The organism is Pseudoxanthomonas sp. GW835-FHT14C01, assembly GCF_058793715.1.
In genome coordinates, this window is sequence record NZ_JBXAGB010000004.1 from 120,165 (window position 1) to 137,957 (window position 17,793).

Below are 17,793 nucleotides of genomic sequence, written 5' to 3' on the forward strand. Positions count from 1 at the left end.
TCCCCCGTCCTTGCGCCGACTCCGACCCTCCACTTGACCTCAACCTCGCTTCAGGTCGCACCCTTCCCGCCCGTTTCCTCCTCTCCCCCAAGAGACCACCACCCATGAACACGCACTCTTCCTCTTCTCCGCGTTCGCAGCGCCTGCTGGCGCTCGGCGCGTTCAGCGTCCTCGCCCTCGCGGTGCTGGCCGGCTGCAGCGGCCAGGCCGCCGAGAACGGCGCACCGCCGCCGCCCGAGGTCAGCGTCGCCGCCGTGCCGGTCAAGTCGATCAGCCAGTGGGACGAATTCAGCGGCCGCGTCGAAGCCATCGAGCATGTCGATCTCCGTCCGCGCGTCTCCGGCTACATCGACCGAGTCGTCTACACCGAAGGCCAGGAAGTGAAGAAGGGTGACGTGCTCTTCACCATCGATGCGCGCAGCTACCGCGCCGAACTGGCGCGCGCACAGGCCGAGCTGGCGCGTGCGCGCACGCAGGCCGAGCTGGGCCGCAGCGAGGCCTCGCGCGCCAAGCGCCTGGCCGACCTGCAGGCACTGTCGACCGAAGAGTACGAGCAGCGCCGCGCCAATGCCGATCAGGCAGGCGCGAATGTCGCCGCCGCGCAGGCGGCGGTGGAAACCGCGCGCCTCAACCTGGAATGGACCCAGGTGCGCGCCCCCATCGATGGCCGCGCCGGCCGTGCGCTGGTCACCGCCGGCAACCTGGTCAGCGCCGGCGATGCCGCCAGCGTGCTGACCACGGTGGTGTCGCTGGACAAGGTGCACGTGCATTTCGACGCGGACGAACGCGCCTTCCTGCGCTACGCCGAGATGGCGCGCAAGGGCGAGCGCCCGAGCGAGCGCGACGGCAAGGTCCCGGTGCAGGTCGCGCTGGCGGACGAGTCCGACTTCCCGCACGCGGGCACGGTCGACTTCCTCGACAACCAGGTCGACCGCAGCACCGGCACCATCCGCGCGCGCGCCGTGCTCGACAACGCCGACCGCACGTTTACGCCGGGCCTGTACGCCCGCGTGCGCCTGCTCGGCAGCGGCGAGTTCAAGGCCGCGCTGGTCGACGACAAGGCGGTGCTGACCGATCAGGACCGCAAGTACGTCTATGTGGTCGACAAGGAAGGCAAGGCGCAGCGCCGCGACGTGAAGGTCGGCCGCATGGCCGACGGCCTGCGCATCGTCGAGCAGGGCCTTGCCGCCGGCGACAAGGTCATCGTCAGCGGCGTGCAGAAGGTCTTCTTCCCCGGCATGCCGGTGCAGGCCAAGGCCGTGGCGATGGGCGCGGCCGACGCGCCTGCCGCAGCGGTCGCCATGAAGTAAGCACGACGTCGCTCCCGCCCTCGCGGGAACGACGGTAGCCACGTCCAACGCGGATCCACGCTTCCAACCACTGCCCGTCCGGGCAGTGGCTAGCCCTTTGCATCTTCCCTCCAGGAAATCCACCCATGGACTTCTCCCGTTTCTTCATCGATAGGCCGATCTTCGCCGCCGTGCTGTCGATCGTGATCTTCGCCGCCGGCCTGATCTCGATCCCGCTGCTGCCGATCGGCGAATACCCCGAGGTCGTACCGCCGTCCGTGGTGGTGCGTACCGTCTACCCGGGCGCCAACCCCAAGGTCATCGCCGAGACCGTCGCCACCCCGCTCGAGGAAGCCATCAACGGCGTCGAGGACATGATGTACATCAAGTCCGTCGCCGGTTCCGATGGCGTGCTCTCGCTGACCGTGACCTTCAAGCCGGGCACCGACCCCGACGAGGCCGCCGTGCGCGTGCAGAACCGCGTGGCGCAGGCGCAGGCCCGTCTGCCCGAGGACGTGCGCCGCCAGGGCGTGACCACGCAGAAGCAGTCGCCGGTCTTCCTGATGGTGGTGCACCTGACTTCCAGCGACGGCAAGTACGACTCGCTGTACCTGCGCAACTACATGCGCCTGCACGTGAAGGACGAACTGGCGCGCATCCCCGGCGTCGGCGATGCACAGCAGTTCGGCGGCGGCGACTACGCCATGCGCCTGTGGCTGGATCCGGACAAGGTGGCCGCGCGCGGCATGACCGCCGGCGACGTGCTGCGCGCCGTGCGCGAGCAGAACGTGCAGGTCTCGGCCGGCCAGCTGGGTGCCGAGCCGATGCCGAACGGCAGCGACTTCCTGCTGCCGATCAACGCCAAGGGCCGACTCGAAAGCGTCGAGGAATTCAGCAACATCGTGCTCAAGAGCGGCACGGACGGCGAGATCGTGCGCCTGGCCGACGTCGCCCGCATCGAGCTCGCCGCCGGCGACTACACGCTGCGCGCACGACTTGACGGCAAGAACGCGTCCGCCATCGGCATCTTCCAGGCGCCGGGCGCGAACGCGCTGGAGATCCGCGATGCCGTCGTCGCCAAGATGGACGAGCTGCGCCCGACCCTGCCGCCGGGCGTCGAGATCCAGTCGATCTACGACACCACGGTGTTCGTGCGCGACTCGATCAAGTCGGTGATCAGCACACTGCTGGAAGCCACCCTGCTGGTGGTGCTGGTGGTGATCCTGTTCCTGCAGACGTGGCGCGCCTCGATCATCCCGCTGCTGGCGGTGCCGGTGTCGGTGGTCGGCACGTTCGCCGTGCTGCACCTGCTGGGCTATTCGATCAATACGCTGACGCTGTTCGGCCTGGTGCTGGCCATCGGCATCGTGGTGGACGATGCGATCGTGGTGGTGGAGAACGTCGAGCGCCACATCGAGCACGGTGCGACGCCGCTGGAAGCGGCGCACCTGGCGATGAAGGAAGTGTCCGGCCCGATCATCGCCATCGCGCTGGTGCTGTGCGCGGTGTTCGTGCCGATGGCCTTCCTGACCGGCGTCACCGGCCAGTTCTACAAGCAGTTCGCGGTCACCATCGCCATCTCCACGGTGATCTCGGCGATCAATTCGCTGACCCTGTCGCCGGCGCTGGCCGCCAAGCTGCTGCAGCGGCACGATGCGCCGAAGGATCGCCTGTCGCGCGTGATCGACCGCTTGTTCGGCTGGCTGTTCCGTCCGTTCAACCGCTTCTTCAAGCGCAATTCCGAGCGCTATGAAGGCGCGGTGGGCCGCGCGCTGGGCCGTCGCGGCGCCGTGTTCGTGGTGTACGCCGTGCTGCTGCTGGGCGCGGGCCTGATGTTCCGCGCGGTGCCGGCCGGCTTCATCCCGGTGCAGGACAAGCAATACCTGATCGCCGGCGTGAAGATGCCCGAAGGCGCCTCGATCGAGCGCACCGACGCCACGCTGAAGAAGATGGCCGCCATCGCGATGAAGGTCGAAGGCGTGGAACACGAGGTCGCGTTCCCGGGCCTGAACCCGCTGCAGTTCACCAACACGCCCAACAACGGTGTGGTGTTCTTCACCCTGAAGCCGTTCAACGAGCGCTCGCGCAGTGCCGAAGAGATCACCGCCGAACTGAACCAGAAGTTCGCCGGCATCCAGGAGGGCTTCACCTTCGCCTTCATGCCGCCGCCGATCCAGGGCCTGGGCAACGGTTCCGGCTGGTCGCTGTTCGTCGAGGACCGCACGCGCCTGGGCTACGGCGAACTGCAGAACGCGGTGCAGGCCTTCCAGGGCGCGGCGTCGCAGACGCCGGGCCTGGGCTTCCCGATCAGCAGCTACCAGGCCAACGTGCCGCAGTTGGATGCCGAGGTCGACCGCGTGAAGGCCAAGGCGCAGGGCGTGCCGCTGACCGAGCTGTTCGACACGCTGCAGACCTACCTGGGCTCGGCCTACGTCAACGACTTCAACATGTTCGGCCGTACCTGGCAGGTCATCGCGCAGGCCGACGGTCCGTTCCGCGACAACGTCGAGGACATCGCCAACCTGCGCACCCGCAACGCCAACGGCGAGATGGTGCCGGTCGGCAGTATGGTGAACATCAAGCAGACCTACGGTCCCGACCCGGTGATCCGCTTCAACGGCTATCCGGCCGCCGACCTGCTGGGCGAGGCCGACCCCCGCGTGCTGTCCTCGGGCGAAGCGATGGCCAAGGTCACCGAACTGGCGCAGCAGGTGCTGCCGCCGGGCATGGGCATCGACTGGAGCGATCTGAGCTACCAGCAGGCCACCCAGGGCAAGGCCGCGCTGGTGGTGTTCCCGCTGGCGGTGATGCTCGCCTTCCTGGTGCTCGCCGCGCTGTACGAAAGCTGGACCCTGCCGCTGGCGGTGATCCTGATCGTGCCGATGACGCTGCTGTCGGCGCTGGCCGGCGTGTGGCTGGTGGGTGGCGACAACAACGTGTTCGTGCAGGTCGGCCTGGTGGTGCTGATGGGCCTGGCGTGCAAGAACGCCATCCTGATCGTCGAGTTCGCCCGCGAACTGGAGCTGCAGGGCAAGGGCATCGTCGAATCAGCACTGGAATCCTGTCGCCTGCGCCTGCGCCCGATCATCATGACGTCGGTGGCGTTCATCGCCGGCACCGTCCCGCTGGTGCTGTCCAGCGGCGCCGGCGCCGAGGTGCGCTCGGTCACCGGCATCACGGTCTTCGCCGGCATGGTGGGCGTCACCCTGTTCGGCCTGTTCCTGACGCCGGTGTTCTACGTGGCCCTGCGCAAGCTGGCCAACAAGCCGCTGGTGTCCCACGCCCCCGCCGCCGACACGGCGACGACACACGTCTGATTGAATTCTCCCAACCCTACGAGGTCATGCCATGAACGTTTCTTCCAAGATCGCCCTCGTCACCGGTGCCACCCGTGGCATCGGCCGCGAGACCGTCCGCCAGCTGGCCGAAGCCGGCGTGCACACCCTGCTGGCCGGTCGCAATCGCGACAGGGCCGTCGAGGCCGTGCTGGACCTGCAGGCGCAGGGCCTGCCGGTCGAAGCCATCGCGCTCGACGTCACCGACCCGGCCAGCATCGCCGCCGCCGTGAAGGAGGTCGAGCAGCGCCACGGCCGGCTCGACATCCTGGTCAACAACGCCGGCATCATGGTCGACGACGCCAGCAAGGGCGTGTCCGGCCAGTCGCTCGACACCTGGCGCACCACCTTCGACACCAACCTGTTCGGCCTGATCGAAACCACCCAGGCCTTCCTGCCGCTGTTGCGCAAGTCGAACGCGGGCCGCATCGTCAACGTGTCGAGCCTGCTCGGCTCGCTGTCCGAGCACCAGAATCCCGCGTCCTTCATCTACGAGTTCAAGGCCGTGCCGGCGTACAACGTGTCCAAGAGCGCGGTCAATGCGTGGACCATCCACCTGGCGCACGAGCTCAAGGACACCGGCATCAAGGTCAACACCATCCACCCGGGCTATGTGCAGACCGACATGAACAAGTCGGGCGACCAGCAGAACGGCGAGCTGTCGGTACCGGAAGGCGCGCGCACCAGCGTGCAGCTGGCGCTGATCGACAACGATGGCCCGACCGGCGGCTACTACTACTTCGACCAGGTGCTGCCATGGTGATCCGCCCGCTCGTCCTCGGCGTCGCCGCCGTGCTGCTGGCGGGCTGCGTGACCGTGGGGCCCGACTACGCGGCTCCGCAGACCGCACCGGCCACGTTGCAGCAGGCCGCTGCCGCCGACTACGTCGCCGACCATCCGGTCGCCGCGTGGTGGAGCCAGTTCGATGATCCGGTGCTGGACCAGCTGGTGCGCGAAGCGCTGCTGGCCAACCTGGACGTGCGCATCGCGGTGTCGCGCGTCAACGAGGCCCGGGCGGTGTTCTCCGAACGCCGCCTAGATCTGGCGCCGCACGTCACGATGGGCGTCGAAGGCACCCGCACCAAGCAGCCGATCGAAGGCCAGGGGCGCGTGGAGACGGACAGCTACTCCGCCGGCTTCGATGCCGCCTGGGAACTGGACCTGTTCGGCCGCGTGCGCCGCAGCGCCGAGGCCGCGCATGCGGACCTGCAGGCGCAACGCAACGACCTGCAGGCCGTGCAGGTCACGGTGGCCGCCGAAGTGGCGCGCAACTACTTCGAGCTGCGCGGCACGCAGAAGCGGCTGGACGTATCGCGGCGCATCCTGCAGACGCTGGGCGAAACGCAGCGCCTGACCGAATCGCGCTTCGACCTCGGTGCGGGCAGCCAGCTGGAGGTGCAGAGCAGCCTGGCCCGCGTGCGTGCGGTCGAAGCCGAAGTGCCGATGCTCGAAGCAGCCGAAGGCCAGTCGCGCCACCGGTTGGCGGTGCTGGTCGGCCAGCGTCCCGGCGAGCTGGACACGCTGCTCGTCCCGCGCGAGGCCCCGGCGTTCGCCAAGGCCTTGCCGATCGGCGACACCACCGAACTGCTGCGCCAGCGGCCGGACGTGCGCGCGGCCGAGCGTCGCCTGGCCGCGGCCACGGCCCGCGTCGGCGTGGCGACGGCGGACCTGTTCCCGCGGGTCAGCCTGCGCGGCTTCATCGGCTTCCTGTCGGGCGGCTGGGGCAACCTGGTCAACGGCGACAACCGCGCCTGGCAGGTCACGCCTTCGATCAGCTGGGCCGCGTTCGACATGGGCAGCGTCCGCGCGCGCCTGCGCGCGAGCGAGGCCCAGGCCGATGGCGTGGCCGCGCAGTACGAGAAGGCCGTGCTGGGCGCGCTGGAGGAAACGGAAAACGCACTGCTGTCCTATGCCAAGCAGCAGGCCCAGCTGAAACTCAGGCTGGAACAATCCGTTGCCGCACGCCGCGCAGCGGAGCTGGCCGAAGTCCGGTATCGTGCCGGCTCGTCGGACTTCCTCACCCTGCTGGACGCACAGCGTACGCAACTCGCGGCGGACGATGCGTTGGCGCAGGCCGAGGCCGGGGTCAACGTCGGCGTAGTGACGATCTACAAGTCGCTGGGCGGCTGGGGCGAACAGGATGTCGCGCCCGCCCTGGCGGCGCTGCCCTGACGCGCCTCCGTCACGCCGTCTTTTCGATAACGCATTGCATGCTGCGTCCACGGGCGCAGCCCACCCACCGATCGAGTGTCATCCGTGCCCGCTGCAGATCCTCTTCTCCCCCCCTCCCCTATCCTCTCCTCCGTGCTACTGCGCGTCGCTCCCCGGCTGGCGCTCGGTGCGTTGCTGGCCACCGCCAGCCTGCAGGTCTTCGCTGCCGAGCCTCGCACCGCCTGGTATCTGCAGGGCGGCGTGGCCGAAGACGCGCAGTCGCTGACCGTGGGCATGAGCCGCGACTGGCCCTGGGAAAAGCAGTACCGCTACGGACATGTCAGCGGCCAGTGGCAAGGCGAAGTCGGCCGCTGGCACAGCGACAGCGAGAACAGCACGCAGCTCGGCCTGACGCCGGCGCTGCGCTGGCGTCCGAACGGCTGGAGCGACGGCTGGTTCGTCGAGGGCGGGATCGGCGTGAACGTGATCTTCCCCAAGTACGACACCCGGGTGAAGGAATTCAGCACCACCTTCAACTTCGGCGACCACATCGCGATCGGCAAGCGCTTCGGCGCCAGCGACCAGCACGAATGGTCGCTGCGCTTCCAGCACTTCTCCAACGCGCGCATCAAGCGCCCGAACCCGGGCGAGAACTTCCTGCAGTTCCGGTATACGCACCGACTCTGAGGCTTCTGGTTTCTGTAGGAGCGACGTCAGTCGCGACCGCGAGAGCGACACATAGGGGCAGCCCGCCCTGTGCAGATCGCGCCTGGTGACGCACGCGGGCGATTCGTTCGCCCGGTCGCGACTTACGTCGTGCCTACAGCGCCACCGCACCTTACCGCAGCGGCGCCGCCATGATCAGCGGCTTCAGGTCGTAGCCCATCGCTTCGGCCTTCGCCTTCAGCTGCTCGAAGCGGGCACGGTCCATGGTCGGTTCGCGCGACAGGATCCACAGGTACTCGCGGTCCGGCTCGCCGACCATCGCCCACTGGTACTCGGGATCCAGCGCGATGACCCAGTAGTCGGCCCAGGTCATCGGCAACCAGGACAGCCAGTCCGGCGCGAAGCGCACCTGGAGGCGGCCGGGATGGCCTTCGACAGGACGGGCGACGCCTTCGGACTGGTCCCTGCTTCCGTCCTTGGTACGGCATGCATTGAGGACGCCGATCTTGCCCGGACCATCAAGGCTGTAGCGGGCGGTGATGTCACCGACGCATTGCCGCTGGAAGAACATCGGCAGATGCGCGATCTCGTGCCATTGCCCGGCGTAACGCGAGAGGTCGAGCTGCGGTACGGAGGTCACCGGCTCGGCCGCGTGGGCCGCCAGCGCACCGACGCCCAGGCCGACCGCCAACAGGGTCCGGAGGAAGAGGGGAACGCGTTTCATCGGTGCACTCCGTGGCGAACGCGGGAAGGTCGAGGGCATACGCCGGAAACAGAGAAGCGGATGCACCCTTCGCTGGGATGCACCCGCTCCGTGCCACACGGTGTGGGGCGGCTTACTGGGAGGCGAGCGTCAGGCCCGTCGCCTCGACCTGCTTCACGCCCTTGATCTGCTTGGCCACGGCAATCGCCTTGTCCTTCTGCGCCTTGCTGGCGACCGCGCCGGACAGCGTCACGACGCCGTCGACGGTTTCGACCTTGATATCGAGGCCCGAGACGTTCTCGGTCGCCAGCAGATCGGCCTTCACCTTGGTGGTGATCCAGGTATCGGTCACTGGCTGGCTCGAGTCGTTCTGTGCGTTTTCTTCCGGCTCGTTCGGCGGATTGGCCGCCATCGCGTGCGACGCGGAAAACAGCAGTGCGGTCGACAGGGCGGCGGCCAACAGCGTACGGGTATGCAGAGCGTTCATCGTGATCTCCTGTTCGTAGTGCGACCCGAGTGTCCGTGCCGGCACGTACAACACGCGTGAAAAACGCGCCGGCCGTTCAGTCGCGGGTTGCGAAGGATTCATGCACGTGCACGCGGAATCAACGCAAGGCGTCGATTACCATGGACACCTCCCTCACGGACGCGCACCGCATGGATACGACGCTCAGGGTGGCCTTGGTCGGTTACGGTTTCGTCGGCAAGGTATTCCACGCACCGCTGATCCAGGCCACTCCCGGCCTCGCATTGCACACCGTGGTGTCGCGCGATACCGCCAAGGTGCGGACCGACTGGCCGGACGTGCGTGTCGTCCAGGACGCGCAGGCCGCGTTCGCCGATGCGGCGATGGACCTGGTCGTGATCGCATCGCCGAACGATACGCATGCGCCGCTCGCGATCGCGGCACTTGGCCACGGCAAGCACGTGGTGGTGGACAAGCCATTCACCGTCACGTTGCGCGAGGCGCATGACGTGATCGCCGCGGCGGACGCGGCGGACCGTCTGGTCAGCGTGTTCCAGAACCGCCGCTGGGATGCCGATTTCCTCACCGTGCAACGGCTGATCGAGAACGGCGAGCTGGGCCGCGTCGCGGAGTTCCATTCGCACTTCGACCGCTTCCGGCCTGTCGTGCAGGACCGTTGGCGCGAACGCGACGAGCCCGGCGGCGGGCTCTGGTACGACCTCGGGCCGCACCTGCTGGATCAGGCCGTGCAGCTGTTCGGGCTGCCGGAAGCGATCAGCGCCGACATCGCGCGGCTGCGCGACGGTGCGCGGGCGGCGGATTACTTCGACGTCACGCTGCGCTACCCGAGTCATCGGGCCCTCCTGCACGCGTCCACGCTGGTCGCCGGTAACGGCCTGCGCTTCGCGGTGCATGGCACGCAGGGCAGTTATCTCAAGCATGGGCTGGACGTGCAGGAAGACCAGCTACGGGCGGGTGTGGTGCCCGGCGCGGCCGGCTGGGGCATCGACCCCCGGTCGGGCGAGGTCGTGCAGGAACGCGACGGGCGCCTCGTGACGGACATCGCCCGCGCTGAGCACGGCGATTACCGGGCGTACTACGCCGGCATGCGCGACGCGATCCTGCAGGGCGGCCCGGTACCGGTGACGCCGCGGCAGGCGCTGGAGGTCATGCGGCTGATCGAGCTGGGGGCTCGCAGCAGTGAGGAACGCCGGGAGATTGCGCTGGGCTGAGCATGGCCGCGCAAGAGATGTCCGGGTGCGCGGGTGCGGGAGCGACGTAAGGCGCGATGCGTTGGGGTCGATGGAAGAAGGATCTGCAGGAAGTGGGCAGACAGCTCACCACGATCGTCCATCGCGACTGACGTCGCTCCCACACCAACCATCCCCCGGCCCTCACGCCACCGCTTCACCGCGATACGTCCGGTGATGGGCCATCGCCAGCATCGCAAGGTCCTCGTGCGTATCGCCATAAGCGTGCACGGCGGCGTAGGCCTGCGGATCGCACAGCGCGCGCACGCGGCGCACCTTCTCCTCGCCGACGCATTGCGCACCGGCATAGCCGGTGATGCGTCCGCCGCGCTCGGCCAGCACCGAACACAACAGCTCGACCCCTTGCGTCGCGCACCACGGCGTCAGATAGACATCCAGGCCGCCGGATACCACGACGATGCGATCGCCGCGCTCGCGATGCCACTGCAACCGCGCAATCGCCTGCGGTCGCAGCACGCCGGGAAGCACGTCGCGCGCGAACGCTTCGCCCTGTGAACGCAAGCGAGCCGCATCCACGCCACGCAGACCGACCTGCACGATGCTGGCGCGCGTCGGATTGCCCGCCACCCAGCCGCGCCGGTAACCGAACACCACCGGCGCCAGCAGCACGCCGCCGGCCAACAGGCGGGGGCGCGCCACCGCGTAGCGCATGAAATCGGGGAACGTCTCGCGCGTGGTCAGCGTGCCGTCGAAATCGAACAGGGCGAGGTCCACCGTCATGCTTCCTCCAGCAACCGTGCGCCCGGTCCTTCTTCGCCCAGTTCATCCCACGGGTTGCGCAGCGGGCAGACCTTCAGCGACAGGCAGCCGCAGCCGATGCAGCCATCCATCTGGTCGCGCAGGCGGGTGAGGCTGGCGATGCGGGCATCCAGCGCTTCGCGCCAGCGCGCGGAGAGTTTCTTCCAGTCGGCGGCGGTGGGGGTGCGGTTCTCGGGCAGCGACGACAGCGCCGACTGGATTTCCGCCAGCGGAATGCCAGTGCGCTGCGCCACCTTGATGACCGCGACGCGGCGCAGCACCTCGCGCGGGTAGCGACGCTGGTTGCCGGCATTGCGCCAACTGTGGATCAGGCCCTTCGCTTCGTAGAAGTGAAGCGTGGACACCGCCACGCCCGCGCGCGCGGCGACCTGGCCGACGGTGAGTTCAGTTTCGATGGGCGGATGCGGTTTTGCGGGCATGGCGGGTTGACCTCAAGATTGCTTGAGGTTCTACCCTGTCTTCCCCTGGTATCGCAAGCCGCTTCCCGATGTCCGACCCCCTGCACCTGGCCCTGTTGTACGGCAGCACGCGCGAAGGCCGTTTCTGCGACACCGTCGCGGACTGGCTGCGTGCGCAGCTCGCATTGCGGCGCGATTACACCGTCGACGCGATCGACCCGGCCCTGCTCGACCTGCCGCACCGCCACGGTGGCGCGCCGAGTGCGGACCTGGTGAATCTGCAGCAACGCATCTGGCGGGCCGATGCCTTCGTCGTGGTGGTGCCGGAGTACAATCACGGCTACCCGGCCGCGTTGAAATTCGTGATCGATTCGGTGCAGTCCCACTGGCAGGCGAAACCGGTCGCGTTCGTCGCTTACGGCGGCCACAGCGGCGGCATACGTGCGGCGGAGCAGCTGCGGCAGGTGTTCTCCGGACTGCATGCGGTGCCGGTCCGCGATGGGGTGTATTTCAGCCAGGCGTGGGACCGGTTCGATGCCGCGGGCAGGCCGCGCGAAGGCGATGCCGGCGAACGCGCCGCACGCCGCATGCTGGACCAGCTCGCCTGGTACGGCCATGCGCTCCGCCAGGCGCGCGCGGCCTGGCCCTATCCCGCCGGCTGAGCCGGCACGTTTTTTACCCGGCGCGCCGATGCGCGCCCACGATGGACCGACCCGATGTTCCGATTCTTCGAAACCCGCATCAATCCCTATCCGAAGGGCGAGCCCACGACGCCGCCGCGGAAACTGCTGCCGTTCCTCTTGCACTACTCGCGCCCGCTGCTGCCGTGGCTGGTGGTGATGTCGGTGCTGACCGGCGTGATCTCGGCGCTGGAGATCACCTTCTTCGACTACATGGGCCAGCTGGTCGACTGGATGGGCAGCACGGGGCGCGACAGCTTCCTGCAGGTGCACGGCGACCGGCTGCTGTGGATGGGCCTGCTGGTGGTCGTCGCCTATCCGCTGCTGGTGCTGGTGCAGTCGCTGGTCATCCACCAGACCATCTTCGGCAACTACCCGATGATCGCCCGCTGGCTGTCGCACCGTTACCTGCTGCGGCAGAGCGTGGGCTTCTTCCAGGACGAATTCGCCGGCCGCATCTCGCAGAAGGTCATGCAGACCGCCCTGTCGATCCGCGAGACGGTGATGAAGCTGATGGACGTGTTCGTCTACGTCGTCGTCTATTTCGTCGGCACCGTGGTGCTGGTGGCGCAGGCCGACATCTGGCTGGTATTGCCGCTGGTGATCTGGCTGGTCAGCTACCTGATGCTGGTGTTCCACTTTGTGCCGCGCCTGCAGAAGGTCTCGATGGCGCAGTCGGACGCGCGCGCGCAGATGACCGGCCGCATCGTCGACAGCTACACGAACATCCAGACGATCAAGCTGTTCGCCCACACCATGCGCGAGCAGGATTACGCGCGCAATGCCATGGACGAGTTCATGGTGACCGTGCACGCACAGATGCGGCTGGTCACCCAGCTGACCGTCGCCCTGCACACGCTCAACGCGTTCCTGCTGGCCAGCGTGGCCGGCGTGGCGATCTGGGCGTGGCTGCAGGCGTCGATCTCGATGGGCGCGATCGCCGTCGCCATCGCGCTGGTGATGCGCATCCGTTCGATGTCGGACTGGATCCTGTGGGAGGTCGCGGGCCTGTTCGAGAACATCGGCACCGTCGAGGACGGCATGGGCACGCTGGCGCAGCCGCTAGCCATCGCCGATGCATCGGGCGCGAAGGACCTGGAGGTCACGCAAGGCGAGATCCGTTTCGACCACGTCAAGTTCCATTACGGCCGCGAGGCCAAGGTGATCGACGACCTGTCGCTGGTGATCAAGCCGGGCGAAAAGGTCGGCATCGTCGGCCGCTCCGGCGCGGGCAAGTCGACGCTGGTCAACCTGCTGCTGCGTTTCTACGACGTGGAAGGCGGCCGCATCCTGATCGACGGCCAGGAGGTCTCGCAGGTCACCCAGGAATCGCTGCGCCGGAACATCGGCATGGTCACCCAGGACACCTCGCTGCTGCACCGCTCGATCCGCGACAACATCCGCTATGGCCGGCCGGATGCGACGGAAGCGGAACTGCTGGAAGCCTCGAAGCGCGCGCATGCGGATGACTTCATCCAGGGCCTGACCGACGCCAAGGGCCGCAGCGGCTACGACACCCAGGTGGGCGAGCGCGGCGTGAAGCTGTCCGGCGGACAGCGCCAGCGCGTGGCCATCGCCCGCGTGCTGCTGAAGGACGCGCCGATCCTGGTGCTGGACGAAGCGACCTCGGCGCTGGATTCGGAAGTCGAGGCCGCCATCCAGGAGCAGCTGTACGCGTTGATGGAAGGCAAGACCGTCATCGCCATCGCGCACCGCCTGTCCACCATCGCGGTGCTCGACCGGTTGATCGTGATGGACGGTGGCCGCGTGATCGAAAGCGGCAGCCACGAGGAGCTGCTGCAACAGGATGGTCTGTATGCCGCGCTGTGGCGCCGGCAGTCCGGCGGCTTCATCGGCGTGGACCTGGAAGACGTCGAGGCGTAATTTCCCGCTCTGCCAGGCGGGAAGAAGGAACAAGAAAGCCGCCGGTCCCCCGGCGGCTTTTTTACGGCGGCACGACTCAGGACAACCAGAGCCGGGCCTTCGCCTTGTTGGCGTACCACAGCAGGAACAGTGCGATCGCCACCAGCACCGCCGGCATCACCAGCCCGGCCGGACCGTAGGCGGCCCATGCCGGCGTGACCACGAAGCCTCCGATCACCTGCAACAGCAAGGCTATCAGCGACAGCAGGAACATCGTCGTCGCCCAGCGCTTCTTCAGCAGCAATCCCAGGCTACCCAGCACGCCGGCGAACACTGCCACCGCGAACGCAATGTTGATCCAGCCCGGTGTGCCCTCGTAGACCTGTCGCTGTGCCTCCGGCAGCATCGCCAGTTGCTCGGGTGTCATGCTGATCTGCATGTACCAGAACGCTACGCCGATCAGATTCCAGACCAGCGCGAACACCGCGATGATCCAGTAACCCAGCGAACACTTTGCACCATCGGTCGTCGTCATGTTCCCTCCCCAGGGTCGGTTGTCGGACCGGGGAAGAGCATAGCGCCGCGTGCCGCGATACCGCCGTTACGGTCCGCTGGCCGGCGCCACGCGCCAGATCGCGTTGCCGACGTCATCGGCCACCAACACCGCATTGCGCGCATCGACCACCACGCCGACCGGACGTCCCCGCGCCTTGCCGTCCGCATCCAGGAACCCGGTCAGCACGTCGACCGGCACGCCCTGCGGACGCCCGTCGACGAAGCGCACGAACGCCAGCTTGTAACCGGCCGGCGCGCGCCGGTTCCAGGACCCGTGCTCGCCGATGAAGGCACCGCCCTGCAGCGCGGCGGGCCATCCCGCACCATCGTGGAAAGCCAGGCCAAGCGCGGCGACATGCGCGCCGAGCGCGTAGTCCGGCGCGATCGCGGACGCCACCAGGTCCGGCCGGGGCGGCTCGACCCGCGTGTCGACGTGCGGACCGTAGTAGCTGTATGGCCAGCCGTAGAACGCGCCTTCGCGTACCGAGGTCAGATAATCCGGCACGAGCGCATCGCCGAGTTCGTCGCGTTCGTTGACCACTGTCCACAACGCGCCGGTTTTCGGTTCCCATGCCAGTCCGACCGGATTGCGCAAGCCACCGGCGAACACGCGGCGCGCGCCGGTGGCAACGTCCACCTGCAGTATCGCGGCGCGATCAGCCTCCATCGCCATGCCGTTCTCGCCGACATTGCTGTTGGATCCCACGCCGACATACAGATGCCGGGCATCGGCGCTGGCGAGCAGGCTCTTGGTCCAGTGGTGGTTGAGCGGGCCACCTGGAAGGTCGGCAAGCTTCACCGGGATGTCGGTGCTGCGCGTCTGCCCATCGCGGTACGGCACGCTGACGATGGCATCGGCGTTGGCGATATAGAGGCGGCCGTCCACCAGCGCCATGCCGAACGGCGACATCAGGTTCGCCAGGAACACCTCGCGCACTTCCGCCACGCCGTCCCGGTCCGCATCACGCAACAGGGTGATGCGGTCGGCGCTGGGCGTGGCGGCGCCGGCCTTCTTCATCGTGCGCTTCATGAACCAGGTGCGCAGGCCCTTCTTCTCCGCGGGCTTCGGCGGCGCATTGGTCTCTGCCACCAGCACGTCCCCGTTCGGCAGCACGTACAGCCAGCGCGGATGGTCGAGTCCGCGCGCGAAGGCAGTGACGGCCAGACCCTGCGCAGCGATGGGCGCGATGCCGTCCGGCCAGCCGACGGCGGGCGCCACGTTGACGGTCGGGATCCAGCGCTTCTCCGGCGCGGGCAGGTTCGGCTGCGGGCCGGTCTCTGCGGGCGACTGTGCGTGGCCGGAACACGAAACGCACCCGAACAGCGCGATCGACATCAGGCAGCGGATCACGGTCATGGCACGCCTCTCGCAGGGGAATGCGCGCAGCCTAGGCACGCCGGCGCGAACGCGGCGTCAACCCTCGACCGACCCTCAGGCGTCGTCCTGCCCCATGCCGACACGTCCACCCTGCCGTCGTCGTCGACGCTCACCCGCACTTCGATGGGCTTGCAGCAGACATGGCAGTCCTCGACGTACCGTTGATCGCCCGCGGAATCGTCCACGACCAGGGTGATGGTCTCACCGCAGTACGGGCAGGCGACGTCGGCGGTCGGCAGGTGCGGCATCAGAACGTACCCCGTTGGATCACCGAGGCGATACGGTCGAGCCACAGGTAATGCACGACGTTGGGCCGCTTGCTGTCGTCGATCCTGACGACGGCGTTGAAGCCTTCTCCGCCGTCCGCATCCCGGAACACCTGCACGCTGGGGCGCACGGGCACGGTGCCGGTGATCGACCCGCCATCGGCGAGCCGGATCTCCACCACCGCTTCGTCGGGCAGCTGCCGTATCAGGGCCTCCATGCGGGCGATGTCGGCTTGCCGCGTGTAGAGATGCCGGGGCGCTTCCGTCATGGTCCACTCCCATGCGACAGGTGACGCACCCTAGCGCCTCGGCGGTAAAACACCGTGAACGCTCAGCGCAACAGGCGCAGCAACGCCTCTGCGGCGGGTGCCGACGACGCCGGATTCTGTCCCGTCACCAGCCGGCCGTCGGTCACCACGTACGCCTGCCACGCGGTGCCCCGCTCGTAACGCCCGCCGTTCTGCGTCAGCACGTCCTCCAGCGAGAACGGCACCACCTCGGCCAGTCCGACGGCGGCTTCTTCCTCGTTGGAGAACGCGGTGAGCCGCTTCTCCTTCACCAGCGGTTCGCCGAGCGCGCCGCGCGTGTGGCGGAACACCGCCGGACCATGGCAGACCGCCGCGACCGGCTTGCCGGCCGAAAACGTCTGCTCGATCAGCCGGATCGATTCGGCATCCTCGGCGAGATCCCACATCGGGCCATGCCCACCGGGGTAGAAAACCGCGTCGAACGCGTCGTCCACCACGTCCTTCAGCCGATGCGTCGCGGCCAGCGCGGACAAGGCGTCGGCGTCCTCGTTGAATCGCACGGTGGCGGCCGTCTGCGCGTCGGGTGCATCGCTTTTCGGGTCCAGCGGCGGCTGGCCGCCTTTCGGCGAGGCCAGCACGACATCGGCGCCCGCATCCTTGAACACGTAGTACGGCGCAGCGAATTCCTCCAGCCAGAACCCGGTTTTCCGCCCGGTCTCGCCGAGGCGGTCGTGCGACGTCAGCACCATCAGGATCTTCATCGGCGACTCCTCCGGTAGGAGCCGCCACCCTAGCCGCGCCCGCGATAAGACCGGGTGATCAGTCCTGTTTCCTGACCGCGTGCCCGCCGAATTCGTTGCGCATCGCCGACAGCAGCTTGTCGGCATAGGAATCGTGCTCGCGCGAACGCAGGCGTTCCAGCAGCGACATCGTGATGACCGGCGCCGACACGTCCAGGTCGATCGCCTCGGCCACCGTCCAGCGGCCCTCGCCCGAGTCCGACACGTAGGGCGCGATGCCGGTCATGCCGGGATTCTTCTTCAGCGCGTCGGCGGTCAGGTCCAGCAGCCACGAGCGCACCACGCTGCCGTGCCGCCAGATCTCCGCCACCGCACCGAGGTCGAAGTCCATCGCCGTCTTCTTCTCGAGAATGGCGAAGCCTTCCGCGTAGGCCTGCATCATTCCGTACTCGATGCCGTTGTGGATCATCTTGGCGAAATGGCCCGCGCCGCTCGGGCCGACACGGCCCCAGCCCGTCTCCGGCGACGGCGCCAGCGCGGTGAACACCGGCCGCAACGTCTCCACGGCTTCGGCGTCGCCGCCGATCATCAGGCTGTAGCCCTCGGCCAGACCCCACACGCCGCCGCTGGTACCGCAGTCGACGTAGCGGATGCCGGCCTCGCCCAGCGCCTGCGCGCGGCGCTGGCTGTCCTTGTAGTTGGAATTGCCGCCATCGATGACGATGTCGCCCGCCGACAGCAGCGGATGCAGCTGCGCCAGCGTGTCGTCCACCACCTGTCCGGCCGGCACCATCAGCCAGACCACGCGCGGCGCCGGCAGCGCCGACACGGCGTTCTGCAGCGTCGCGTGCGGCACGATGCCGCGTGCTTCCGCCTGCTGGCGGGCGGACTCGCCCGGATCGTAGCCGCGCACGGTATGCCCGCCGCGCACGAGTCGTTCGGCCATGTTCGCGCCCATGCGCCCCAGTCCGATCATCGCCAGTTCCATGTGTACTCCTTCGGGTTCAACAGAAATCCGCGGGCAT

At 68.0% G+C, this 17,793-nt stretch carries 17 protein-coding genes and 1 pseudogene; 8 read left to right on the plus strand and 10 right to left on the minus strand.

The window, feature by feature from the left end:
• Positions 1 to 104 precede the first annotated feature (104 nt).
• The 5 genes from AC1Q5B_RS18350 to AC1Q5B_RS18370 all read left to right on the plus strand — a co-directional run bounded on the left by AC1Q5B_RS18350 (position 105) and on the right by AC1Q5B_RS18370 (position 7,462).
• On the plus strand, positions 105 to 1,310 hold the full coding sequence (locus AC1Q5B_RS18350; protein ID WP_492632888.1) for an efflux RND transporter periplasmic adaptor subunit: 1,206 nt from the start codon (positions 105 to 107) through the stop codon (positions 1,308 to 1,310).
• A gap of 125 nt (positions 1,311 to 1,435) precedes the next feature.
• On the plus strand, positions 1,436 to 4,606 hold the full coding sequence (locus AC1Q5B_RS18355) for an efflux RND transporter permease subunit (protein WP_492632889.1): 3,171 nt from the start codon (positions 1,436 to 1,438) through the stop codon (positions 4,604 to 4,606).
• A gap of 31 nt (positions 4,607 to 4,637) precedes the next feature.
• Complete coding sequence (locus AC1Q5B_RS18360; protein ID WP_492632890.1) at positions 4,638 to 5,387, plus strand: SDR family oxidoreductase; 750 nt, start codon at positions 4,638 to 4,640, stop codon at positions 5,385 to 5,387.
• A complete protein-coding gene (locus tag AC1Q5B_RS18365; RefSeq protein WP_492632891.1) occupies positions 5,381 to 6,796 on the plus strand; it encodes an efflux transporter outer membrane subunit in 1,416 nt (471 codons plus the stop codon). Before AC1Q5B_RS18360 ends, AC1Q5B_RS18365 begins: the two co-directional genes overlap by 7 nt.
• Before the next feature lie 132 nt (positions 6,797 to 6,928).
• On the plus strand, positions 6,929 to 7,462 hold the full coding sequence (locus AC1Q5B_RS18370) for an acyloxyacyl hydrolase (protein WP_492632892.1): 534 nt from the start codon (positions 6,929 to 6,931) through the stop codon (positions 7,460 to 7,462).
• A gap of 151 nt (positions 7,463 to 7,613) precedes the next feature.
• Here AC1Q5B_RS18370 and AC1Q5B_RS18375 read toward each other — a convergent pair whose 3' ends face one another.
• Positions 7,614 to 8,165, minus strand: coding sequence for a lipocalin family protein (locus AC1Q5B_RS18375; protein WP_492632893.1), 552 nt, complete (start codon positions 8,163 to 8,165; stop codon positions 7,614 to 7,616).
• Between the two features lie 112 nt (positions 8,166 to 8,277).
• Positions 8,278 to 8,631, minus strand: a complete 354-nt coding sequence (locus tag AC1Q5B_RS18380) for a BON domain-containing protein (protein ID WP_492632894.1) — start codon at positions 8,629 to 8,631, stop codon at positions 8,278 to 8,280.
• Positions 8,632 to 8,801: 170 nt separating this feature from the next.
• On the opposite strand from AC1Q5B_RS18380, the gene AC1Q5B_RS18385 reads away from it, so the two are divergent.
• Complete coding sequence (locus AC1Q5B_RS18385) at positions 8,802 to 9,842, plus strand: oxidoreductase (RefSeq protein WP_492633064.1); 1,041 nt, start codon at positions 8,802 to 8,804, stop codon at positions 9,840 to 9,842.
• A 162-nt stretch (positions 9,843 to 10,004) separates the two neighbouring features.
• Here the strand turns inward: AC1Q5B_RS18385 and AC1Q5B_RS18390 are convergent, their stop codons facing one another.
• Positions 10,005 to 10,601: an HAD family hydrolase gene (locus AC1Q5B_RS18390; protein ID WP_492632895.1), complete on the minus strand. Its 597-nt coding sequence runs from the start codon at positions 10,599 to 10,601 to the stop codon at positions 10,005 to 10,007.
• Positions 10,598 to 11,059, minus strand: a complete 462-nt coding sequence (soxR, locus tag AC1Q5B_RS18395) for a redox-sensitive transcriptional activator SoxR (RefSeq protein WP_492632896.1) — start codon at positions 11,057 to 11,059, stop codon at positions 10,598 to 10,600. Before soxR ends, AC1Q5B_RS18390 begins: the two co-directional genes overlap by 4 nt.
• Positions 11,060 to 11,127: 68 nt before the next feature.
• Between soxR and AC1Q5B_RS18400 the strand changes: the two genes are divergently transcribed.
• Positions 11,128 to 11,700, plus strand: coding sequence for an NADPH-dependent FMN reductase (locus tag AC1Q5B_RS18400; protein ID WP_492632897.1), 573 nt, complete (start codon positions 11,128 to 11,130; stop codon positions 11,698 to 11,700).
• A gap of 54 nt (positions 11,701 to 11,754) precedes the next feature.
• Positions 11,755 to 13,602: an ABC transporter ATP-binding protein gene (locus AC1Q5B_RS18405; protein ID WP_492632898.1), complete on the plus strand. Its 1,848-nt coding sequence runs from the start codon at positions 11,755 to 11,757 to the stop codon at positions 13,600 to 13,602.
• 76 nt (positions 13,603 to 13,678) lie between these two features.
• Here the strand turns inward: AC1Q5B_RS18405 and AC1Q5B_RS18410 are convergent, their stop codons facing one another.
• The 6 genes and pseudogenes from AC1Q5B_RS18410 to gnd all read right to left on the minus strand — a co-directional run bounded on the left by AC1Q5B_RS18410 (position 13,679) and on the right by gnd (position 17,756).
• Positions 13,679 to 14,116, minus strand: a complete 438-nt coding sequence (locus AC1Q5B_RS18410) for a hypothetical protein (protein WP_492632899.1) — start codon at positions 14,114 to 14,116, stop codon at positions 13,679 to 13,681.
• A 66-nt stretch (positions 14,117 to 14,182) separates the two neighbouring features.
• Positions 14,183 to 15,493, minus strand: a complete 1,311-nt coding sequence (locus AC1Q5B_RS18415) for a PQQ-dependent sugar dehydrogenase (RefSeq protein ID WP_492632900.1) — start codon at positions 15,491 to 15,493, stop codon at positions 14,183 to 14,185.
• Between the two features lie 75 nt (positions 15,494 to 15,568).
• Positions 15,569 to 15,762, minus strand: a pseudogene (locus tag AC1Q5B_RS18420) (CPXCG motif-containing cysteine-rich protein).
• Positions 15,762 to 16,049, minus strand: a complete 288-nt coding sequence (locus tag AC1Q5B_RS18425) for a DUF3247 family protein (protein ID WP_492632901.1) — start codon at positions 16,047 to 16,049, stop codon at positions 15,762 to 15,764. The pseudogene AC1Q5B_RS18420 and the gene AC1Q5B_RS18425 overlap by 1 nt, the downstream one beginning before the upstream one ends.
• Before the next feature lie 62 nt (positions 16,050 to 16,111).
• Positions 16,112 to 16,789: a type 1 glutamine amidotransferase domain-containing protein gene (locus AC1Q5B_RS18430; protein ID WP_492632902.1), complete on the minus strand. Its 678-nt coding sequence runs from the start codon at positions 16,787 to 16,789 to the stop codon at positions 16,112 to 16,114.
• 58 nt (positions 16,790 to 16,847) lie between these two features.
• The gene (gene gnd / locus AC1Q5B_RS18435; protein WP_492632903.1) at positions 16,848 to 17,756 is read right to left on the minus strand and encodes a phosphogluconate dehydrogenase (NAD(+)-dependent, decarboxylating); all 909 of its coding nucleotides are present in this window, start codon (positions 17,754 to 17,756) and stop codon (positions 16,848 to 16,850) included.
• Positions 17,757 to 17,793: the final 37 nt, after the last annotated feature.